The organism is Nocardioides sp. CCNWLW239 (assembly GCF_037137035.1).
In the GTDB taxonomy this organism is placed as follows: domain Bacteria; phylum Actinomycetota; class Actinomycetes; order Propionibacteriales; family Nocardioidaceae; genus Nocardioides.
In genome coordinates this window covers 149,315-168,358 of the sequence record NZ_JBBBNW010000005.1, presented here as the reverse complement: position 1 = coordinate 168,358, position 19,044 = coordinate 149,315, and the positions used below count along the sequence as shown (strand labels likewise).

The 19,044-nt window shown below is 68.4% G+C and carries 15 protein-coding genes and 1 tRNA gene; 3 read left to right on the top strand and 13 right to left on the bottom strand.

Features of this window, described 5'->3' with window-relative positions; genetic code table 11:
• The first annotated feature begins 10 nt into the window (after positions 1 to 10).
• Complete coding sequence (locus tag WBG06_RS19925; protein ID WP_336738705.1) at positions 11 to 604, top strand: GNAT family N-acetyltransferase; 594 nt, start codon at positions 11 to 13, stop codon at positions 602 to 604.
• A gap of 67 nt (positions 605 to 671) precedes the next feature.
• Here WBG06_RS19925 and WBG06_RS19920 read toward each other — a convergent pair whose 3' ends face one another.
• From WBG06_RS19920 to WBG06_RS19900, 5 genes are all read right to left on the bottom strand, one after another.
• Positions 672 to 1,451: an ABC transporter ATP-binding protein gene (locus WBG06_RS19920; RefSeq protein WP_336738704.1), complete on the bottom strand. Its 780-nt coding sequence runs from the start codon at positions 1,449 to 1,451 to the stop codon at positions 672 to 674.
• Positions 1,448 to 2,374 (bottom strand): ABC transporter ATP-binding protein, encoded by a 927-nt coding sequence (locus tag WBG06_RS19915; RefSeq protein ID WP_336738703.1) that lies wholly within the window; start codon positions 2,372 to 2,374, stop codon positions 1,448 to 1,450. The genes WBG06_RS19920 and WBG06_RS19915 overlap by 4 nt, the downstream gene beginning before the upstream one ends.
• 1 nt (position 2,375) lies before the next feature.
• The gene (locus WBG06_RS19910; protein ID WP_336738702.1) at positions 2,376 to 3,368 is read right to left on the bottom strand and encodes a branched-chain amino acid ABC transporter permease; all 993 of its coding nucleotides are present in this window, start codon (positions 3,366 to 3,368) and stop codon (positions 2,376 to 2,378) included.
• A gap of 8 nt (positions 3,369 to 3,376) precedes the next feature.
• Positions 3,377 to 4,717 (bottom strand): ABC transporter permease subunit, encoded by a 1,341-nt coding sequence (locus WBG06_RS19905; protein WP_336738701.1) that lies wholly within the window; start codon positions 4,715 to 4,717, stop codon positions 3,377 to 3,379.
• A gap of 191 nt (positions 4,718 to 4,908) precedes the next feature.
• Positions 4,909 to 5,538: an ANTAR domain-containing response regulator gene (locus WBG06_RS19900; protein WP_336738700.1), complete on the bottom strand. Its 630-nt coding sequence runs from the start codon at positions 5,536 to 5,538 to the stop codon at positions 4,909 to 4,911.
• A 75-nt stretch (positions 5,539 to 5,613) separates the two neighbouring features.
• Between WBG06_RS19900 and WBG06_RS19895 the strand changes: the two genes are divergently transcribed.
• Together WBG06_RS19895 and WBG06_RS19890 are read left to right on the top strand one after the other, a co-directional pair.
• A tRNA-Leu gene (locus WBG06_RS19895) sits at positions 5,614 to 5,686 on the top strand.
• A 56-nt stretch (positions 5,687 to 5,742) separates the two neighbouring features.
• Complete coding sequence (locus tag WBG06_RS19890) at positions 5,743 to 6,486, top strand: helix-turn-helix domain-containing protein (RefSeq protein ID WP_336738699.1); 744 nt, start codon at positions 5,743 to 5,745, stop codon at positions 6,484 to 6,486.
• Here the strand turns inward: WBG06_RS19890 and pyk are convergent.
• The 8 genes from pyk to trpC all read right to left on the bottom strand — a co-directional run bounded on the left by pyk (position 6,483) and on the right by trpC (position 18,925).
• The gene (gene pyk / locus WBG06_RS19885; RefSeq protein ID WP_336738698.1) at positions 6,483 to 7,952 is read right to left on the bottom strand and encodes a pyruvate kinase; all 1,470 of its coding nucleotides are present in this window, start codon (positions 7,950 to 7,952) and stop codon (positions 6,483 to 6,485) included. The genes WBG06_RS19890 and pyk overlap by 4 nt on opposite strands.
• Before the next feature lie 268 nt (positions 7,953 to 8,220).
• Positions 8,221 to 9,687 (bottom strand): glutamate synthase subunit beta, encoded by a 1,467-nt coding sequence (locus WBG06_RS19880; RefSeq protein WP_336738697.1) that lies wholly within the window; start codon positions 9,685 to 9,687, stop codon positions 8,221 to 8,223.
• Positions 9,680 to 14,158 (bottom strand): glutamate synthase large subunit, encoded by a 4,479-nt coding sequence (gene gltB, locus WBG06_RS19875; RefSeq protein WP_442945488.1) that lies wholly within the window; start codon positions 14,156 to 14,158, stop codon positions 9,680 to 9,682. The genes WBG06_RS19880 and gltB overlap by 8 nt, the downstream gene beginning before the upstream one ends.
• Positions 14,159 to 14,513: 355 nt before the next feature.
• The gene (gene lgt / locus WBG06_RS19870) at positions 14,514 to 15,446 is read right to left on the bottom strand and encodes a prolipoprotein diacylglyceryl transferase (RefSeq protein WP_336738695.1); all 933 of its coding nucleotides are present in this window, start codon (positions 15,444 to 15,446) and stop codon (positions 14,514 to 14,516) included.
• An 8-nt stretch (positions 15,447 to 15,454) separates the two neighbouring features.
• The gene (locus WBG06_RS19865; protein ID WP_336738694.1) at positions 15,455 to 16,072 is read right to left on the bottom strand and encodes an SCO family protein; all 618 of its coding nucleotides are present in this window, start codon (positions 16,070 to 16,072) and stop codon (positions 15,455 to 15,457) included.
• Positions 16,069 to 16,878, bottom strand: a complete 810-nt coding sequence (trpA, locus tag WBG06_RS19860; protein ID WP_336738693.1) for a tryptophan synthase subunit alpha — start codon at positions 16,876 to 16,878, stop codon at positions 16,069 to 16,071. Before trpA ends, WBG06_RS19865 begins: the two co-directional genes overlap by 4 nt.
• Entirely contained in the window at positions 16,875 to 18,146 is a 1,272-nt protein-coding gene (gene trpB, locus WBG06_RS19855) for a tryptophan synthase subunit beta (RefSeq protein WP_336738692.1), read from the bottom strand. Before trpB ends, trpA begins: the two co-directional genes overlap by 4 nt.
• On the bottom strand, positions 18,143 to 18,925 hold the full coding sequence (gene trpC / locus WBG06_RS19850; protein WP_336738691.1) for an indole-3-glycerol phosphate synthase TrpC: 783 nt from the start codon (positions 18,923 to 18,925) through the stop codon (positions 18,143 to 18,145). The genes trpB and trpC overlap by 4 nt, the downstream gene beginning before the upstream one ends.
• Positions 18,926 to 19,044: the final 119 nt, after the last annotated feature.

Genomic DNA, 19,044 nt, shown 5'->3' with positions numbered 1-19,044 from the left:
GACCGACTCGATGAGCAGGGTGCCGGTGACGGTGCGGGAGGCACGAGCCGATGATGCGCTCTTCCTCCTGGGCATCTGGCAGGACTCGCTGCGGATGGCCGACTCCCAGGAGCAGCTGGGCGATCTGGAGACCATCATCCGCGACGCCGAGTCCTCAGCCGACCAACGCCTGCTGGTCGCCGAGTGCGGCAGCGAGCCGGTCGGCGCTGTCTACGTACGTGCCACGACCTTCGGTCCGCTCAACCTGGAGCCGACGGTGCAGATCTTCGCCCCCCACGTCGTTCCCAGCTTCCGCCGCCGCGGCGTGGGCCGGATGCTGATGGAGTCGGCCGTCGGCTTCGCCGAGGAGCGTGGGATCAGGACGATCGCGGCAGCGGCGTCCGCCGGCGGCCGCGACGGCAACCGGTTCCTCGCCCGGCTGGGCCTCGGAGCTCAGGCGGTCATGCGGGTGGCGCCGACCGCCGTCGTACGCTCCCGGCTCAACGTCCTCGGCCGAGCGCTCCCCCACCACGCCCGTCTGTCCCGCAGCCCGAAGCAGTCCAGCGCCGTCGGCGAGCTGCTCGCCGCCCGCCGCTCCCAGCGTCGCTCGCACACAGTGGCCTGAGCACGACCGACGGCAAGTGCCCCGGAGCAGCTGCTCCGGGGCACTGGCCATCTCAGGACGTACGGACTCAATCCTCCTTGGCACCCAAGGTGCCGAGGTAGAGCTCGATCACCTTCGGGTCATCGGCCAGGTCACGTCCAGCACCCGTGTAGGCGTTGCGGCCCTGGTCGAGCACGTAGCCGCGGTCGCAGATCTGCAGGCACCGGCGGGCATTCTGCTCGACCATCACGACCGAGACACCGGCCTTGTTGATCTTGCGGGTCTGGACGAAGACCTCGTCCTGCATCACCGGCGAGAGTCCCGCGGAGGGCTCGTCCAGCAGCAGGACCGACGGCTCCATCATCAGGGCCCGGCCCATCGCGACCATCTGACGCTCACCGCCGGAAAGACCGCCTGCCCGCTGCTTGCGGCGCTCGCCGAGGGCCGGGAAGATCCCGGTGACGAAGTCGAACCGCTCGGTGAACTTCTTCGGGGCCTGGTAGCAGCCCATCTGAAGGTTCTCCTCGATGGTCAGGCTCGGGAAGACGTTGTTGGTCTGCGGGACGAAACCGATCCCGCGGCTGACCAGCTCGTCGGCCCGTTTGCCGGTGATGTCCTCGCCATTGAGACGCACGGAACCCTCGTGGATCTTCACCAGCCCGAACAGCGCCTTCAGCAGCGTGGACTTGCCGGCACCGTTGGGGCCGATGATGCCGACCAGCTCGCCGGGCTGGCAGTAGAGGTCGGTGTCGTTGAGGATGTTGACACCGGGGAGATAGCCGGCGACCAGACCGTCGGCACGGAGCACCGCACCCTCGGCCTCGGCCAGGTGTGCCTCGCGGAACTTGTCCGCATCGGTGGATGTCACTTCGAGTCCTCCTCGTGGGCGATCTCGGCCTCGACCTCGGCCTCGAGCCGCTCTTCGTCGAGCTCGGTCAGATCGGTGTCGTGGTGAGCCCCGAGATAGGCGTCGATGACCCGCTGGTCGGCCATGACCGACTCCGGGGTGCCCTCGGCGACGATCTTCCCCTGTGCCATCACGATGACCCAGTCGGAGATGTCACGGACCATGTCCATGTCGTGCTCGACGAAGAGGACCGTCCGGCCCTCGTCACGCAGCGACTTCACGTGGCCGAGCAGAGACTGCTTCAGGGCCGGGTTCACACCCGCCATCGGCTCGTCGAGCATGACCAGCTCGGGGTCGACCATGAGCGCGCGAGCCATCTCCAGCAGCTTGCGCTGGCCACCCGAGAGGGATCCCGCGAAGTCCTCGCGCTTCTTGTCGAGCAGGAACCGGGCGAGCAGCTCGTCCGCCTTCGCGGTGACCTCGTCCTCCTGCTTGCCCCACAGGAACTTGAACGGCGCAGCCCAGAACCGCTCGCCCTTCTGGCCGGTGGCGCCCAGACGCATGTTCTCGATGACGGTGAGCTTGGCCAGCACCTTGGTGAGCTGGAAGGTGCGCACCATCCCGAGACGGGCGACCTTGTAGGGAGCGACGCCCTTGAGCGACTTGCCCTCCAGGCTCCACGAACCGCTGTTCGGCTGGTCGAAGCCGGTCAACAGGTTGAAGAACGTCGTCTTGCCGGCACCGTTCGGCCCGATCAGGGCGGTGATCGCGCCCCGCTGGATCTCGACGTGGTCGACGTCGACGGCGGTGAGCCCGCCGAACGTACGTGTGATCTTGTCCGCGACCAGGATCGGGTCGGGCTTCTTGGCACCCGGCTCGGTGTCCACGCCGACGAGGCCCGCAGGTCCCGTACGGGTTGTCTCCGTGTTGGTCTGATCAGTCATGTCAGCGTCCATCGATCGCGATCTCCCTACGGTCGCCGATGATCCCCTGAGGTCGGAAGATCATCAGCAGCATGATGGCCAGACCCAGCATGATGTAGCGGATCAGGCTGGCCTGGGTGTCGGACATGATCACCGTCGGGATCCAGCCGCCGTCACCGGCCGACTGGCTGAAGAACGAGCCCAGACCCGCGATCAGGAACCAGAACACGAACGCACCGATGACCGGACCCATCACCCGGCCGGCTCCACCGAGGAGCAGCGCCGCGAAGGCGTAGAAGGTCATCAGCGTCGAGTAGTCGCTGGGGACGACGGACGCCTGCTTGAGCGCCAGGAACGCCCCGCCCAGGCCACCGATGACGCCACCGAGCGCCAGCGCCTGCATCTTGTAGGCGAAGACGTTCTTGCCCAGCGAGCGGACCGCATCCTCGTCCTCGCGGATCGAGCGGAGCACGCGGCCCCACGGGCTGCGCATGAGCGCCCACACCAGCAGGCAGCACAGCGCGACCAGAGCCCAGCCGACGGTCAGCGACCACAGGTCGTTGCGCCCGAACGAGACGATGCCCAGGTCGAGCCCGCTGCTGAACGGGTTGGCCTCCTGGAACGGCTTGGCGTAGCCGTTGAGGCCGTTGGACCCACCGAAGGTGTCCTTGGTCTCCACCGCGCCGAAGATGAACCGCAGCACCTCCGCGGCGGCGATGGTGACGATGGCCAGGTAGTCGGCGCGCAGCCGCAGGGTCGGTACACCGAGGATCACCGCCAGCACGAGCGGGGCGACGATCGCCATCACGAGGCCGAGCCAGAACGGCGCGTCGAAGGTGACCACCGTGACGGCCATGCCGTACGCACCCGCGGCGACGAATCCGGCCTGGCCGAAGTTCAGCAGCCCGGTGTAGCCGAAATGGATGTTGAGGCCGATGGCGGCCAGGACGAAGACGATCGCCTGGGGGCCCAGCGCCTGCTGCAGCGCTGCCCGGAGAATGTCGAGAATATCCATGGTCTCTCCTACCCGAGCCGCTCTTTACGACCCAGGATGCCCTGGGGCCGCACCAGCAAGATCACGATCATGATCAGCAGCGGGCCGACCTCCTTGATCGACGTGGGTACGCCGAACAGCGGCCCGAGCTCGTAAACGAGCCCGATCACCAAGGAGCCGACCAGCGATCCCCAGATCGTGCCGAGGCCGCCGAGGGTGACCGCGGCGAAGATGACCAGGAGGATGCGCATCCCCATGAAGACGTTGACCTGCAGCGTGAGCGCGTAGAGCACACCGGAGAGCGCCGTCAGCGCAGCACCGATCACCCAGGCGTTGGTGATGACGCCGTCGACTCGCAGACCTGAGGACGCGGCGAGCGCCGGGTTGTCGGAGACCGCACGCATCGCCTTGCCCATCCGGCTCTTCGCCAGCCACACGCAGACCGCGGTGATCGTGACGATCGAGATCAGGACGGTGATCGCCTCCCGGTCGGCGAACGCGAGACCGAGGTAGTACCAGTGCGTTTCGCGCTGCTGACCGGAGTACTGCGACACCGACCTCGTCGAGGAGGTGTAGAAGTACTGGAAGAGGTAACGCAGGAAGATCGAGAGACCGATGGAGACGATCATCATCGCGATCAGACCGGTCCCGCGTCGCCGCAGCGGACCCCACAGCACCTTGTCCTGCACGTAGCCGCCGACGCCGCCGAGCACGACCGCGATGATGCCCGCGAGGATCACCGAGACCGTGGCCAGACCACCGGTCTTGAAGAGCTGGTCGAAGGTCCAGGCCATCAGCGCACCGAAGGTGAGCAGCTCACCGTGGGCGAAGTTGGACAGGCCGGTGGTGCCGAAGATCAGCGAGAACCCGAGAGCGGCAAGACACAGGACCAGGGCGAACACGATGCCCGCGCGCAGGTTCTGGGCGAGGTCCTTGCCGAAGTTCGACTGTTCGCCGGCGGTGACCCCGATCGGGAAGATGGCCCGGTTGTTGGGGCCCTGGAAGCGCACCTGGACGGTGGCCTCGTTCTTGGTGTTCTCGTCGAGGACCGTCCCCGACGGGAGCGTCTTCTCGTCGAGGGTCACGACGTACTTGCCGAGCTCCTCGACCTCGATGATCGCCACACCCTTGGCGTCGGTGACGCCTTCGCCGGCCTTCTCGCCGTCCTTGGTGACCTCGAGGGTCACTCCCTCGATCGGCTTCGGATTGCCTTGGGCATCCTTGTTGGCCTCGTCCTGCAGCGTCACCTGGATCGCGGTGGCGTCTGGCGGTGGGGTCTCGGTCGCCTGTGCGGCTCCCGGGGTTCCTACCATCAGCACCATCAGCGCACCGATGAGCGCGACCAGGACTCTGTAGAGCCGCTTGCGCACGTGGGTACTCCTACCTGTGTGTCCTAGGACGGACCCTGACACCAGCTGTGGGGTTGCTGGTCAGCCGGATCCGCCGGGGCAGTCTAGGCAGACTTTGATCGGGAAGGATATGGGTCTGGCGACTCCGCGAAGACCGCAACCGATCTGTGATGTGACGTTTACACGACCCAGCGACGGGGCGGCGCGACGAGTCAGGCCTGCGGGCCGCTGACGCCGTGCTCGATGACGCCCTCAGCGACCTGTCGCATCGAGAGCCGCAGGTCCATCGCAGTCTTCTGGATCCACCGGAACGCCTCGGGCTCGCTCAGGGTGAGCCCCTCCTGCAGGATCCCCTTGGCCCGGTCGACCGCCTTGCGGGTCTCCAGCCGGTCGGTCAGACCGGCGACCTCCTTCTCGAGCTGGGCCAGCTCTTGGAAGCGGCTCACCGCGAGCTCGATCGCGGGCACCAGGTCGGAGATGTTGAACGGCTTGACGAGGTAGGCCATCGCACCGGCGTCGCGGGCGCGTTCGACCAGATCGCGCTGCGAGAACGCGGTCAGCATCACGACCGGGGCGATGCGGTCGCGCGCGATCGCCTCTGCCGCCGCGATCCCGTCGAGCACCGGCATCTTCACATCCAGGATCACCAGGTCGGGTCGGTGCTCGGTGGCGAGCTCGATCGCGGCCTTGCCGTCACCGGCCTCACCGACGACGTGGTAGCCCTCCTCGGTGAGCATCTCCTTGAGGTCCATCCGGATCAGGACCTCGTCCTCGGCGATGACGACCGTACGTCGGGCCTGGGTCTCCGGGGTGCTGTTGGGGTTGCTCTCCGTCACGAGCACAGACTAGGGCATCGTCACGCCCGTCCCGACGTGATCTTGCCCTCTACACTCATGTAGGTTTTGACCGGCCGCCACGCCCCGGTAGTCCAACGGCAGAGACGATGTGCTCAAACCACATACAGTGTCGGTTCGAATCCGACCCGGGGCACAGAATTCGTCCGTACGTTCCACGAAAATGTCGGTGCTCGAGCGCAGACTGCGGGCATGTACGCAGCCCGGGTCCGCGCCGAAGCACTCGCGCTCCTTCATCGGGGCGAGTCGCTGTCCGCCGCGGCGCGCGCAACGGGCGTTGCCCGCTCGACGATCCGTGAGTGGCGAGACGGCGAGCCCGGCACCGGACCTGGCACCTGCCCACGGTGCGACGACCTTCCGATCGACGAGGAAGCGTACGCAGCGCTACTCGGCTTCTACCTCGGCGACGGCTACATCGCGAGAGCAGCGCGCTACTCCTTCCTCCGCATCACGTGCGACCTCGCCCACCCCGGGATCATCGACGACGTGGTCGACCTGCTCGGCCGGATCAGGCCAGGCGGGAAGGTATTCACCGTCAAGAAGTCCGGCTGCGTCGACCTTCAGTTGAACTGGCAGCACCTGACCTGTCTCTTCCCGCAGCACGGACCAGGCCGCAAGCACACCCGCCGCATCACCCTGGAGCCGTGGCAGCAGAAGATCGTGTCGACCCATCCCGGCCCTCTGCTACGCGGGCTCTTCCACTCCGACGGATGTCGCGTGAACAACTGGGCGACCCGCGTCGTAGGCGGTCAGAAGAAGCGCTATGACTACGGACGCTGGCAGTTCGTCAATCATTCCGACGACATCCGCGACCTGTGCACCTGGGCGCTCGACCTGGTCGGCATCCCGTGGCGCCAGTCCTCCTGGAAGACGATCAGCGTCTCGCGCCGCGACGCGGTCGCGGCGCTCGACGCACTGATCGGCCCGAAGACCTAGCCTTTGCGCTCGTAGGCGGGCGCGACCTCGTTGATCGCGTCGCCGATGCGGTGGATCCGCAGGGCGTTGGTGGAGCCGGGGATGCCGGGAGGCGAGCCGGCGATGATGACGACGAACTCGCCTTCCTCGACACGGCCGAGCTTGAGCAGGTTCTCGTCGACCTGGCGGACCATCTCGTCGGTGTGCTCGACCTCGTCGGTGCGGAAGGTCTCGGTGCCCCAGCTGAGCGCGAGCTGGCTGCGTACGGCGTCGGAGGGGGTGAAGGCGAGCAGCGGGATCGAGCCGCGCAGCCGGGAGAGGCGGCGGGCGGAGTCGCCGGAGGTGGTGAAGGCCACCAGATACTTCGCGCCGACACGGTCGGCGACCTCCGCGGCGGCCTTGGCGATCACGCCGGAGCGGGTGTGCGGGTCCCAGTCGATGCGGCTGAGCTCTGCGGCGGCGGAGCCGTCGCGGGAGAAGGCGTGACGCTCGGTGGCGGCGATGATGCGCGCCATGGTCTCCACGGTGTGGATCGGATAGTCACCCACGCTCGTCTCGGCCGAGAGCATCACCGCGTCGGCGCCGTCGAGGACCGCGTTGGCGACGTCGTTGGCCTCGGCCCGGGTGGGCGCGGGGTTGGAGATCATCGAGTCGAGCATCTGGGTGGCGACGATGACCGGCTTGGCGTTGAGGCGGGCCAGCTCGATGATCCGCTTCTGCAGGAACGGCACCTCCTCGAGCGGGCACTCCACACCGAGGTCACCACGGGCGACCATGAACATGTCGAAGGCCGCGATGACCTCGTCGAGGTTGTCGATCGCCTGCGGCTTCTCGATCTTGGCGATGACCGGGACGACACGTCCCTCCTCGTCCATGATCTTGCGGACGTCCTCGTAGTCCTTCGCGTTGCGCACGAAGCTGAGCGCGATCATGTCGACGCCGAGCCTGAGCGCGAACCTGAGGTCCTCCTCGTCCTTCTCGGACAGGGCCGGGACGGAGACGGCGACACCGGGCAGGTTGATGCCCTTGTTGTTGGAGACCGGACCTCCGACCAGCACCTCGGTGTGGACATCGGTGTCGTCGACCGCGGTGACCCGCAGCCGCAGCTTGCCGTCGTCGATGAGGATCGGGTCGCCGACCTTCACGTCACCCGGAAGGCCCTTGTAGGTCGTCCCGCAGATCTTGTCGTCGCCGGAGACGTCCCGGGTGGTGATGGTCCACGCCTGCCCCCGGTGGAGGGTCGCCGAGCCCTCCGCGAAGCGTTCGAGGCGGATCTTGGGCCCTTGCAGGTCGGCGAAGATGCCGACGCTGTGCCCGCTCGCCGCAGCCGCCTCCCGCACCAGCGCGTAATTGCTGGAGTGGTCGTCGTGGGACCCATGGCTCATGTTCATCCGGGCCACGTCCATGCCTGCGTAGACGAGCTCGCGGATGCGACGCTCCGTCCCGACGGCCGGTCCCAGGGTGCAGACGATCTTCGCTCTTCTCACGGGAGCCCAGACTACCCCTCTGGAACGTTCAAACCAGCACCCGCGAGGCGTCCCTTTTCCGAGGTTCATCGAGCATTCATGCCAGAGCGCCGGGTCAATGGAGAGGTGTCACAAACTCCTCGCCACATGTGTGTACGAACCTCGTCGGATCCTACGATCCACTGGCTGAGACCCGACTGGCCCGGCACCTCCGCGAGGGAGGTGCCGGGCCAGTGGTCGGCACGCCGTTGTGCCTCGATGTATCGGCCTGGCTGTCTGCCAGCCGGCCTCAGACCATCAGCTGCCGGTCCGTCGGGCGGATCGGCGCCGGCAGGGTGGTCGAGCCGGTGAGGAAGGTGTCGACCGCGGCCGCGGCGGCACGGCCCTCGGCGATCGCCCACACGATGAGCGACTGCCCGCGACCAGCGTCGCCGGCGACGTACACGCCGGGGACGGAGGTGGCGAAGGAGTCGTCACGGGCGACGTTGCCGCGCGCGTCGTACTCGACACCCAGCTGGGTGAGGAGACCGTCCTTCTCCGGGCCGATGAAGCCCATCGCCAGCAGGACCAGGTCGGCGGGGATCTCCTTCTCGGTCCCCTCCTTCTCGGTCAGCTTGCCGTCGATGAACTCGACCTCGACGAGCCTGAGGGCGCGTACGTGGCCGTCCTCGGTGCCGAGGAACTCCTTGGTGGAGACGGCGTAGACGCGCTCGCCACCCTCCTCGTGCGCGGAGGCGACCCGGTAGGTCATCGGGTAGGTCGGCCACGGCTGAGCATCGGGACGCTCCTCCGGCGGCCGCGGCATGATCTCCAGCTGGGTGATCGACTCCGCACCCTGGCGGATCGCGGTGCCGAGGCAGTCGGCACCGGTGTCGCCGCCACCGATGATGACGACGTGCTTGCCCTCGGCCAGGATCTGGTCCTCGACGGCCTCGCCGAGCGAGGCGCGGTTGGACTGGGGCAGGTATTCCATCGCCTGGTGGATCCCCTTCAGCTCACGCCCGGGGACCGGCAGGTCGCGGCCCACGGTCGAGCCGTTGGCCAGCACGATGGCGTCGTAGCGGTCCTGGAGCTGCGCGCCGGTGATGTCGGTGCCGACGTCGACGCCGGGACGGAAGACCGTGCCCTCGCGGCGCATCTGCGCCAGACGCTGGTCGACCTGCGACTTCTCCATCTTGAACTCGGGGATCCCGTAGCGCAGCAGTCCACCGATCTTGTCGGCCCGCTCGTAGACGGCCACGGTGTGGCCCGAGCGAGTGAGCTGCTGAGCGGCGGCCAGGCCCGCGGGTCCGGACCCGATGACGGCGACCGCCTTGCCGGAGAGCCACTCGGGCGGCTGCGGCTTGACGTGGCCCGCGTCCCAGGCCTTGTCGATGATCGAGACCTCGATGTTCTTGATCGTCACCGCCGGCTGGTTGATGCCCAGCACGCAGGCGGACTCGCACGGAGCCGGGCAGAGGCGACCGGTGAACTCGGGGAAGTTGTTGGTCGCGTGCAGACGCTCCGAGGCGCCCTCCCAGTCGTTGCGCCAGACCAGGTCGTTCCACTCGGGGATGATGTTGCCGAGCGGGCAGCCCTGGTGGCAGAACGGGATGCCGCAGTCCATGCAGCGCGAGGCCTGGGTGTTGATGATCGGGAGCAGGGTCTTGCCGATCTTGCCCGGGTAGACCTCGTGCCAGTCCTTGACCCGCTCCTCGACGGGACGACGGGTCGCGACCTCACGCCCGTTCTTCAAAAAGCCCTTGGGGTCAGCCATGGAGGACCTCCATAATCCGCTGCGCTGCCTCGTCCTCGTCGAGGCCCTCCTCAAGGGCCTCTTCCTGGGCTTCGAGCACGCGCTTGTAGTCACTGGGCATGACCTGCGTGAAGCGGGTCAGAGCGTTCGGCCAGTCGGCCAGGAGCGCCTCGGCGACGGCCGAGCCGGTCTCCTCGAGGTGGTCGCGGACGAGCTGCTCGAGCTCGGCGGCGTACTTCTCTTCGACACCGGTGGCCTCGACCAGCTCACCGTTGAGCCGCTGTTGTGCGAAGTCGAGGACCCAGGCGATGCCGCCGGACATGCCGGCGGCGAAGTTGCGCCCGGTCGGACCGAGCACGACGACACGACCTCCGGTCATGTATTCGCAGCCGTGGTCGCCGACACCTTCGGTGACGATGCTGGCGCCGGAGTTGCGGACCGCGGCCCGCTCCCCCACGCCACCGCGGATGTGGATCCGCCCGCTGGTGGCGCCGTAGGCCAGCGTGTTGCCGGCGATGATGTGGTCCTCGGCCCGGAACCCGGCCGTACGCTCCGGGCGGATGACCACCCGGCCACCGGAGAGACCCTTGCCGACGTAGTCGTTGGCGTCGCCCTCCAGGCGCAGCGTCAGGCCGCTCGGGATGAACGCGCCGAAGGACTGCCCGGCGGAGCCGGTGAAGGTGATGTCGATCGTGCCCTCGGGCAGACCCGCGCCACGGTAGCGCTTGGTGATCTCGTGCCCGAGGATCGTGCCGACGGTGCGGTTGACGTTGCGGATCGGCAGCTGAGCGCGCACGGGCTCGCCGCGCTCGAGGGCCGGAGCCGCGAGCGGGAGCAGCTCGGTCACGTCGAGGGACTTCTCCAGGCCGTGGTCCTGACCCTTGACGTTGTAGAGCGCCTGATCGGCGAACTGCGCCGGGGACTCCACGCGGGTGAAGATCGGCGACAGGTCGAGCCCGGACGCCTTCCAGTGGTCGATCGCGTCGCGGGCGTCGAGCGCCTCGGCGTGGCCGACGGCCTCGTCGATGCTCCGGAAGCCGAGCTCGGCGAGGAGCTCGCGGACCTCTTCGGCGATGTAGCGCATGAAGTTGACGACGTACTCCGCCTTGCCGGTGAATCGCTCGCGCAGGACCGGGTTCTGGGTGGCGACACCGACCGGGCAGGTGTCGAGGTGGCAGACCCGCATCATCACGCAGCCGGAGACGACCAGCGGCGCGGTGGCGAAGCCGAACTCCTCGGCACCGAGCAGCGCGGCGATGACGACGTCGCGGCCGGTCTTGAGCTGGCCGTCGGTCTGCACCACGATCCGGTCGCGCAGGCCGTTGAGGAGCAGCGTCTGCTGCGCCTCGGCGAGGCCGAGCTCCCAGGGGCCGCCGGCGTGCTTGAGGCTCGTCAGCGGGGAGGCACCGGTGCCGCCGTCGTGACCGGAGATCAGGACCACGTCGGCGTGGGCCTTGGAGACACCCGCGGCGACGGTGCCGACGCCGACCTCGGCCACGAGCTTCACGTGGACGCGAGCGCTCGGGTTGGCGTTCTTGAGGTCGTGGATCAGCTGAGCCAGGTCCTCGATGGAGTAGATGTCGTGGTGCGGGGGCGGGGAGATGAGACCCACGCCCGGAGTGGAGTGACGCGTCTTGGCCACCCACGGGTAGACCTTGTGGCCGGGCAGCTGACCGCCCTCGCCGGGCTTGGCACCCTGAGCCATCTTGATCTGGATGTCGTCGGCGTTCGTCAGGTATTCGCTCGTGACACCGAAGCGCCCCGAGGCCACCTGCTTGATCGACGAACGACGCTCGGGGTCGTAGAGACGCTCCGGGTCCTCGCCGCCCTCGCCGGTGTTGGACTTGCCACCGAGGATGTTCATCGCGATGGCGAGCGTCTCGTGGGCCTCCTGGGAGATCGAGCCGTACGACATCGCGCCGGTCGAGAAGCGCTTGACGATCGCCTCCACCGGCTCGACCTCGTCGATCGAGATCTTCTGGCGGCCCAGCTCCTCGGCGCTCTTGAGCTTGAAGAGCCCGCGCAGCGTCATCAGCCGCTCGGACTGCTCGTTGACGCGGTCGGTGTATTGCTTGAAGACGTCGTAGCGGCCGGTGCGGGTGGCGTGCTGGAGCCGGAAGACCGTCTCCGGGTCGAACAGGTGCGGCTCACCCTCGCGGCGCCACTGGTATTCGCCACCGATCGGCAGCGTGCGGTGGGCGTTGGCGACGCCGTCGCGCGGGTAGGCGGTGGCGTGCCGCTTCGCGACCTCCTCGGCGATCACGTCGAGGCCGACGCCACCGAGCTTGGAGGTGGTGCCGGTGAAGTAGCGGTCCACGACCTCCTGCGAGAGGCCGACGGCCTCGAAGATCTGTGCGCCGGTGTAGGACGCGACCGTGGAGACGCCGATCTTCGACATCACCTTGAGGACGCCCTTGCCGAGCGCCTTGATGGTGTTGGCCATGGCCTTCTCGGCGTCGGCCTTGACGAAGTAGCCCTCGTAGGCGAGGTCCTCGACGGACTCGATCGCCAGGTAGGGGTTGACCGCCGCGGCGCCGTAGCCGATCAGCAGGGCGACGTGGTGGACCTCGCGTACGTCGCCGGCCTCGACCAGCAGACCGACCTGCGAGCGGGTGCGCTCGCGGACCAGGTGGTGGTGGACGGCACCGGTGAGGAGCAGCGACGGGATCGGCGCCATCTCCTGGGTGGCGTGGCGGTCGGAGAGGACGATGATGCGGGCACCGTCCTCGATCGCCTGCGAGACCTCGGCGGCGATCTCGTCCAGGCGGTTGCGGAGCGCCTCCGCGCCGCCGTCGACCTCGTAGAGGCCGCGGACGATGTGGACCGCGAAGCCCGGCATGTCGCCGTCGCGGTTGATGTGCCGGATCTTGGCCAGGTCGTCGTTGGAGATGACCGGGAACGGCAGCACGATCTGGCGGCACGAGGCCGGGCCGGGGTTGAGCAGGTTGGACTCGGCGCCGATGGTGCCGTTGAGGCTGGTGACGAGCTCCTCACGGATCGCGTCCAGCGGCGGGTTGGTGACCTGTGCGAAGAGCTGGGCGAAGTAGTCGAACAGCATCCGCGGCTTGTCGCTCAGCGCCGCGATGGGGCTGTCGGTGCCCATGGAGCCGATCGGCTCGGCGCCGGTGTTCGCCATCGGCGCGAGCAGGATGCGCAGCTCTTCCTCGGTGTAGCCGAAGACCTGCTGGCGGCGGGTCACCGAGGCGTGGGTGTGGATGATGTGCTCGCGCTCGGGGATGTCCTCGAGGCGTACGAGACCGGCGTGGAGCCACTCGTCGTAGGGGTGCTCGGCGGCGAGCTCGGACTTGATCTCGTCGTCCTCGATGATGCGGTGCTCGGCGGTGTCGACCAGGAACATCTTGCCCGGCTGGACCCGGCCCTTGCGGACCACGGTGGCGGGGTCGATGTCGTCGAGCACGCCGGCCTCGGAGCCGAGCACGACCAGGCCGTCCTCGGTGACCCAGTAGCGGGAGGGGCGCAGGCCGTTGCGGTCGAGGACCGCGCCGATCTGGGTGCCGTCGGTGAACACGACGCTCGCCGGGCCGTCCCAGGGCTCCATCAGGCTCGAGTGGAACTCGTAGAACGCCTTGCGGGCGGGGTCCATCTCCTCGTGCTTCTCCCACGCCTCCGGGATCATCATCAGCATGGCGTGCGGCAGGCTGCGGCCGGCCAGGTGGAGCAGCTCGAGCACCTCGTCGAAGGAGGCCGAGTCGGAGGCGCCCTCGGTGCAGATCGGGAAGAGCCGCTCGAGGTCGCCGGGGATCAGGTCGGACTCGAGCAGCGCCTCGCGCGCCTTCATCCAGTTGCGGTTGCCCATCACGGTGTTGATCTCGCCGTTGTGGGCGATGAACCGGAACGGGTGGCTCAGCGGCCAGCTCGGGAAGGTGTTGGTGGAGAACCGGCTGTGGACGACGGCGATCGCGGAGGCGACCCGCTCGTCGGCCAGGTCGGGGAACACCTCGGCCAGCTGGGGCGTGGTGAGCATGCCCTTGTAGACCAGGGTGCGGCTCGACAGCGACGGGAAGTAGACGTCGGTCTCCTTCTCGGCCCGCTTGCGCAGGCAGAACGCGAGCCGCTCCAGGGCCAGGCCCGTCACCCGCTGCTTGCCGCCGGCCACGAAGAGCTGACGGAAGGTCGGCATGACCGCCTTCGCGGTGGCGCCGAGGGAGTCCGGGTTGACCGGTACGTCACGCCAGCCGAGGACCTCGAGGCCCTCCTCGGTCGCGATCTCCTCGACCAGCTTCACGGTGCGCTCGACCTGGTCGGCGTCGCCCGGGAGGAACGCGGTGCCGACCGCATAGGCGCGCTCGGCCGGAAGGTCGAAGTCGACGACCTCACGCAAGAAGGCGTCCGGGACCTGCAGCAGGATCCCGGCGCCGTCGCCAGAGTTGGTCTCGGCACCGGCGGCGCCGCGGTGGTCGAGGTTGACCAGAGCACGGATGCCCTGCTTCACGATGTCGTGGCTCGCCACGCCGGTCAGCGTCGCAACCATGGCGACGCCGCAGGCGTCCTTCTCGAACCGAGGGTCGTAGAGGCCCTGGGGGGATGGATACGAGTGCTCGTACGGCACTGTGATCTCCCGTCTGTCCGGGCTCGGACGCGCACCGACCGACGCAGCCCGATAACCCCGGATTTCCGGCTCTGCATCGAACCGGGTCCGGAGTGGGGAAAGTCTGCGACAGGTGCGCGCGCCCTTGCGGGGATGAAACTGGCAATCTGCAGGGGACAGCGTTGGCCCGCGCGAGTGCGGCTAGGTTACCACTGTGTCACGCGTGGGTTGCGAACGAGGGTCGCAGGGTGGACACCCTCCCGCGGAGCGCTTCCTTGCGCCCAGGATCTGCGCCTGATCAGGCCTTTGTCGAGGATTCCTCGTCGTCGGTGCCGTTGTCGTCCGCGTCGACGGTGACGTCGTCGGAGTCCTCGGAGTCGTGCGCCGGGGCCTTGGCAGGATCGCTGTAGACCTCCTCCTCGAGGTTACCCCGGCCGGTGAGGGTCGCGAAGACCCACCACGCAGCGGCGAGCAGGAAGAGGATGATCGACATCCACTCGCTCCAGCGCAGGCCGAGCACGTCGGCCAGCTGCACGTTGTCGATGCGCAGGGTCTCGATCATGCCGCGGCCCAGGCAGTAGGCCATCACGTAGAGCGCGACCACGCGGCCACCGCCGAGGCGGAGCTTCTTCTGCAGGTAGACGATGACGAAGAAGGCGAGGATGTCCCAGCAGAACTCGTAGAGGAACGTCGGGTGGAACGTGGTGCCGGCCGGGAACTGGCCGGGTCCTTCGGGATAGCGGGAGGGGTCGATCTCCAGGCCCCAGGGCAGGTCGGTGGGCCTGCCGTAGAGCTCCTGGTTGAACCAGTTGCCCCAACGGCCGATGCCCATCGCGAGCAGGCAGGTCGGAGCGATGGTGTCCAGCAGCGGGATGATCTTGATGCCCTTGGTCTTCGCGCCGATGATCGCGCCGACGGCGCCGAGCGCGATCGCACCCCACACGCCGAGCCCGCCGCGCCAGATGTAGAGCGCCTCGACCGGGTTGGCACCGTCGCCGAAGTAGAGCTGCCAGTCGGTCATGACGTGGTAGATCCGGCCGCCGATCAGCCCGAACGGCACCGCCCACAGAGCGATGTCCATGATGTCGTCGGGGTTGCCGCCTCGCGCCTTCCAGCGTCGCATCGAGACCCAGACGGCGACGACGATGCCGAGGATGATCGCGAAGGCGTAGCCACGCAACGGGACCGGCCCGAGCCAGAGCACGCCTTCGGCCGGGCTGGGGATGGACATCGGGAGCATCATGCGGCGTTTTCTTCCTGAAGAAGGTGGCGGATGTCGTCGGCGAACTGCTTCGGCGAGGTGTTCATCGACCACACGACGCTCGCCTCTCCCCCGGACACGGCGGAGACGTGGGTGTCGTGGACCCCGAGATCGTAGCCCCCGCTCGGTAGCCGGTCGGCCTCGCCCACGTAGAGCCGCATCGACTCGGCCACGGTGACGATGTCCTTCAGGTCGCCGGTGAGACCGATGAAGTCCTCGTCGTAGCGGTCGAGGTATTTCTCGAGCACCGTCGTCGTGTCCCGCGCCGGATCGGTGGTCACGAAGACGACGTCGACCTGCTTGCGCTCAGCCGGGTCGAGTCGGGTCAGCGCCGAGGTCAGGCTCGACATCACCAGCGGGCACTCGTCCGGGCACTGCGTGTAGCCGTAGAAGACCAGGGTCAGCGGCTTGTCCGCGTCGGTGGCGATCGAGAACGGCTTCCCGGCAGTGTCGGTCAGGGCGACGTCGGCGAGCTGGTAGGGGGTGTGCTCCTCCCCGGTCATCGCCGAAGCCGGCTTCTGGCCGGTGCCGGCCGCGCCGCAGCCGCTGAGGAGGCCGACAAGGGCGAGCAGGACGGACAGTACGACGAACCTCAACGCGCACGGACTCCCGCTGCCAGGTCCTCGGTCAGGGTCGCCAGCGCCTTGAGCGCCGCCTGCTCGTCGGAGCGGTTGTCCAGCAGCGTACGCACGAAGGCGGAGCCGACGATGACGCCGTCGGCGTACGCCGCCATCTCCGCCGCCTGGGCGCCGTTGCTGACCCCGAGTCCTACCCCGACGGGCAGGTCGGCCCCTGCGGGGCTGAGCTTCTTCGTCCGGGCGACGAGCGGGGCGGCCAGGTCGGAGGTCTTCGCGCGGGCGCCGGTGACGCCCATGACCGCGGTGGCGTAGACGAAGCCGCGGCACTGGGCCGTGGTCATCTCGATCCGCTCGTCGGTGCTGCTCGGCGCGACCAGGAAGACCTTGTCGAGGTCGCGGGCGTCGGCGGCCTCGATCCACTCCGGCGCGAAGTCCGGAGTGATGTCGGGCGTGATCAGGCCCGCGCCGCCGGCGTCCTGCAGCTGCTGGGCGAAGCGGTCCACCCCGCGGCGCTCGATCGGGTTCCAGCTGGTCATCACCAGGGTCGGCACCCCGGTCGCCGCCACGGCCTCGACCACGCGGAACACGTCGTCGACACGTACGCCGCCGTCGAGGGCCTGCTGCACGGCGTCCTGGATCGTGGGGCCGTCCATGACCGGGTCGGAATAGGGCAGGCCGATCTCGATGATGTCGCAGCCGGCCTCGACCATCGTGGTCAGCGCGTCGATCGAGCCCTCCACGGTCGGAAAGCCCGCCGGGAGGTAGCCGACCAGGGCGGCGCGGTTCTCGTTCTTCGCCTTCTCGAAGGCGGCCGACGTGCTCACTGTGCTTCTCCCTGCTCGCTCTCGCGGGTGGCATCGCCCAGCCCGAAGTATTCGATCGCGGTGCCCATGTCCTTGTCGCCGCGGCCCGACAGGTTGATCAGGATGGTGGCGTTCTCACCGTGTCGCTCACGGACCTCCGGGGCGATCTTGATGGCGCCCGCGATCGCGTGCGCGGACTCGATCGCCGGGATGATGCCCTCGGCGCGCGAGAGCAGCGCGAAGGCGTCCATCGCCTCCTTGTCGGTGATGCTCGTGTAGCTCGCCCGGCCGGACTTGGCCAGCCAGGCGTGCTGCGGTCCGACGCCCGGGTAGTCGAGACCGGCGGAGATCGAGTGGGACTCGATGGTCTGACCGTCCTCGTCCTGGAGCACGTAGGTGCGGGCGCCGTGGAGCACGCCCGGGTCGTTGGCCTGGATGGTGGCGGCGTGGCGGCCGGTCTCGAAGCCGTCTCCTCCGGCCTCGAAGCCGTGGATCTCGACGTCCTCGTCATCGAGGAAGGCGGTGAAGAGGCCGATGGCGTTGGAGCCGCCGCCGACCGCGGCGACGACCGCGTCCGGGAGGCCCCCGAACTGCTCGATCGCCTGTGCCCGGGCCTCGTCACCGATGCCGCGCACGATGTCGCGGACCAGCGTCGGGAACGGGTGGGGGCCGGCGGCGGTGCCGAACAGGTAGGCGGTGTGGTCGACGGTCGCGACCCAGTCACGCAGCGCCTCGTTGATGGCGTCCTTGAGGGTGCCGCTGCCGGAAGGCACCGGCACGACCTCGGCACCGAGCAGCCGCATCCGGGCCACGTTGAGCGCCTGACGGTCGGTGTCGACCTTGCCCATGTAGATGGTGCAGTCGAGGCCGAAGTAGGCCGCCGCGGTCGCGGAGGCCACGCCGTGCTGGCCGGCGCCGGTCTCGGCGATCACCCGGGTCTTGCCCATCCGCTTGGTGAGCAGCGCCTGGCCGAGCACGTTGCGGATCTTGTGGGCGCCGGTGTGGTTGAGGTCCTCGCGCTTGAGGAGAATGCGGACGCCGAGCTGCTCGGAGAGCCGGGTCGCGTGGTAGAGCGGGCTCGGCAGGTTGGCGTAGTCACGCAGGATCGCGTCGAACTCCTCCACGAACTCCGGGTCCGCCTTGGCCTGCTGCCAGGCCTCGTCGAGCTCGATGAGCGCCTTCATCAGCGCCTCCGGCATGAAGCGGCCGCCGAAACCCTCGGCCTCGCCGCCGAACCAGCCGAGCTCGTCGGCGTCGTAGGAGGTCTTCTCGTGGATGTGCGTCGTCATGCGCGTACTCCTGTGAACTCGGCGACCGTGCCTTGCGGGTCGCCATGCTTGACCAGCGCCTCGCCGACGAGGACCGCACGGGCCCCCTCGGAGACATGGCGCTTCACGTCGGTGGCGGTGAAGATGCCGGACTCGGCGACCTTCACCCGGTCCTCGGGGATGAGCGGGGCGAGCCGGCCGAAGACGTCCTGGTCGATCTCGAGGGTCTTCAGGTTGCGGGCGTTGACACCGATCAGCTCGGCGCCGAGGTCGACCGCCCGGGCGACCTCGGCCTCGTCGTGGGTCTCGACCAGCACGGTCAGGCCCAGCTCGCGCGCCTGGTCGTAGAGGCGGCGCAGGGTCTCGTCGTCGAGCGCGGCCACGATCAGCAGCGCCAGGTCGGCACCGGCGGCCCGGGTCTCCAGCACCTGATACGGCTCGACGATGAAGTCCTTGCGCAGGATCGGCGTCTCGACGGCTGCCCGGACCGCGGCGAGGTCGGCCAGCGAGCCACCGAAGCGGCGCTCCTCGGTGAGCACCGAGATCGCGGCGGCGCCGCCGGCGGCGTACTTCTGGGCCAGCTCGGCCGGGTCGGGGATGTCGGCCAGCGCGCCCTTGGAGGGGCTCTTCCGCTTCACCTCGGCGATCACGCTGCTCCCGGCCGCGCGGAAGTGCGGCATCGGGTCGCGCGGCGTCTCGACGTCGGCCAGCCGGGCCCGCAGGTCCGCCTCCGACACCGTCGCCTGGCGTTGCGCCAGGTCCAGACGTACGCCGTCGATGATCTTGTCGAGCACCGACATGTTTAAACCTCTCGTTTCCGGGTATGACCCACGTGCAAAGCCTCTCACCCGAACCGTGACACGCCCGATTTGGCGCCACAGTGCGGGCGGGAAACGTTAAGTTTCTCCCATCTCAACCC

What these genes read in the sequence shown, in the direction of transcription:
- WBG06_RS19910 (WP_336738702.1), bottom strand. Translation starts at nt 3,368, where the DNA reads ATGGATATTCTCGACATTCTCCGGGCAGCGCTGCAGCAGGCGCTGGGC.
- trpC (WP_336738691.1), bottom strand. Translation starts at nt 18,925, where the DNA reads ATGTCGGTGCTCGACAAGATCATCGACGGCGTACGTCTGGACCTGGCG.
- trpB (WP_336738692.1), bottom strand. Translation starts at nt 18,146, where the DNA reads ATGACGACGCACATCCACGAGAAGACCTCCTACGACGCCGACGAGCTC.
- lgt (WP_336738695.1), bottom strand. Translation starts at nt 15,446, where the DNA reads ATGTCCATCCCCAGCCCGGCCGAAGGCGTGCTCTGGCTCGGGCCGGTC.
- WBG06_RS19925 (WP_336738705.1), top strand. Translation starts at nt 11, where the DNA reads ATGAGCAGGGTGCCGGTGACGGTGCGGGAGGCACGAGCCGATGATGCG.
- WBG06_RS19880 (WP_336738697.1), bottom strand. Translation starts at nt 9,687, where the DNA reads ATGGCTGACCCCAAGGGCTTTTTGAAGAACGGGCGTGAGGTCGCGACC.
- gltB (WP_442945488.1), bottom strand. Translation starts at nt 14,158, where the DNA reads ATGGTTGCGACGCTGACCGGCGTGGCGAGCCACGACATCGTGAAGCAG.
- WBG06_RS19915 (WP_336738703.1), bottom strand. Translation starts at nt 2,374, where the DNA reads ATGACTGATCAGACCAACACGGAGACAACCCGTACGGGACCTGCGGGC.
- WBG06_RS19890 (WP_336738699.1), top strand. Translation starts at nt 5,743, where the DNA reads ATGTACGCAGCCCGGGTCCGCGCCGAAGCACTCGCGCTCCTTCATCGG.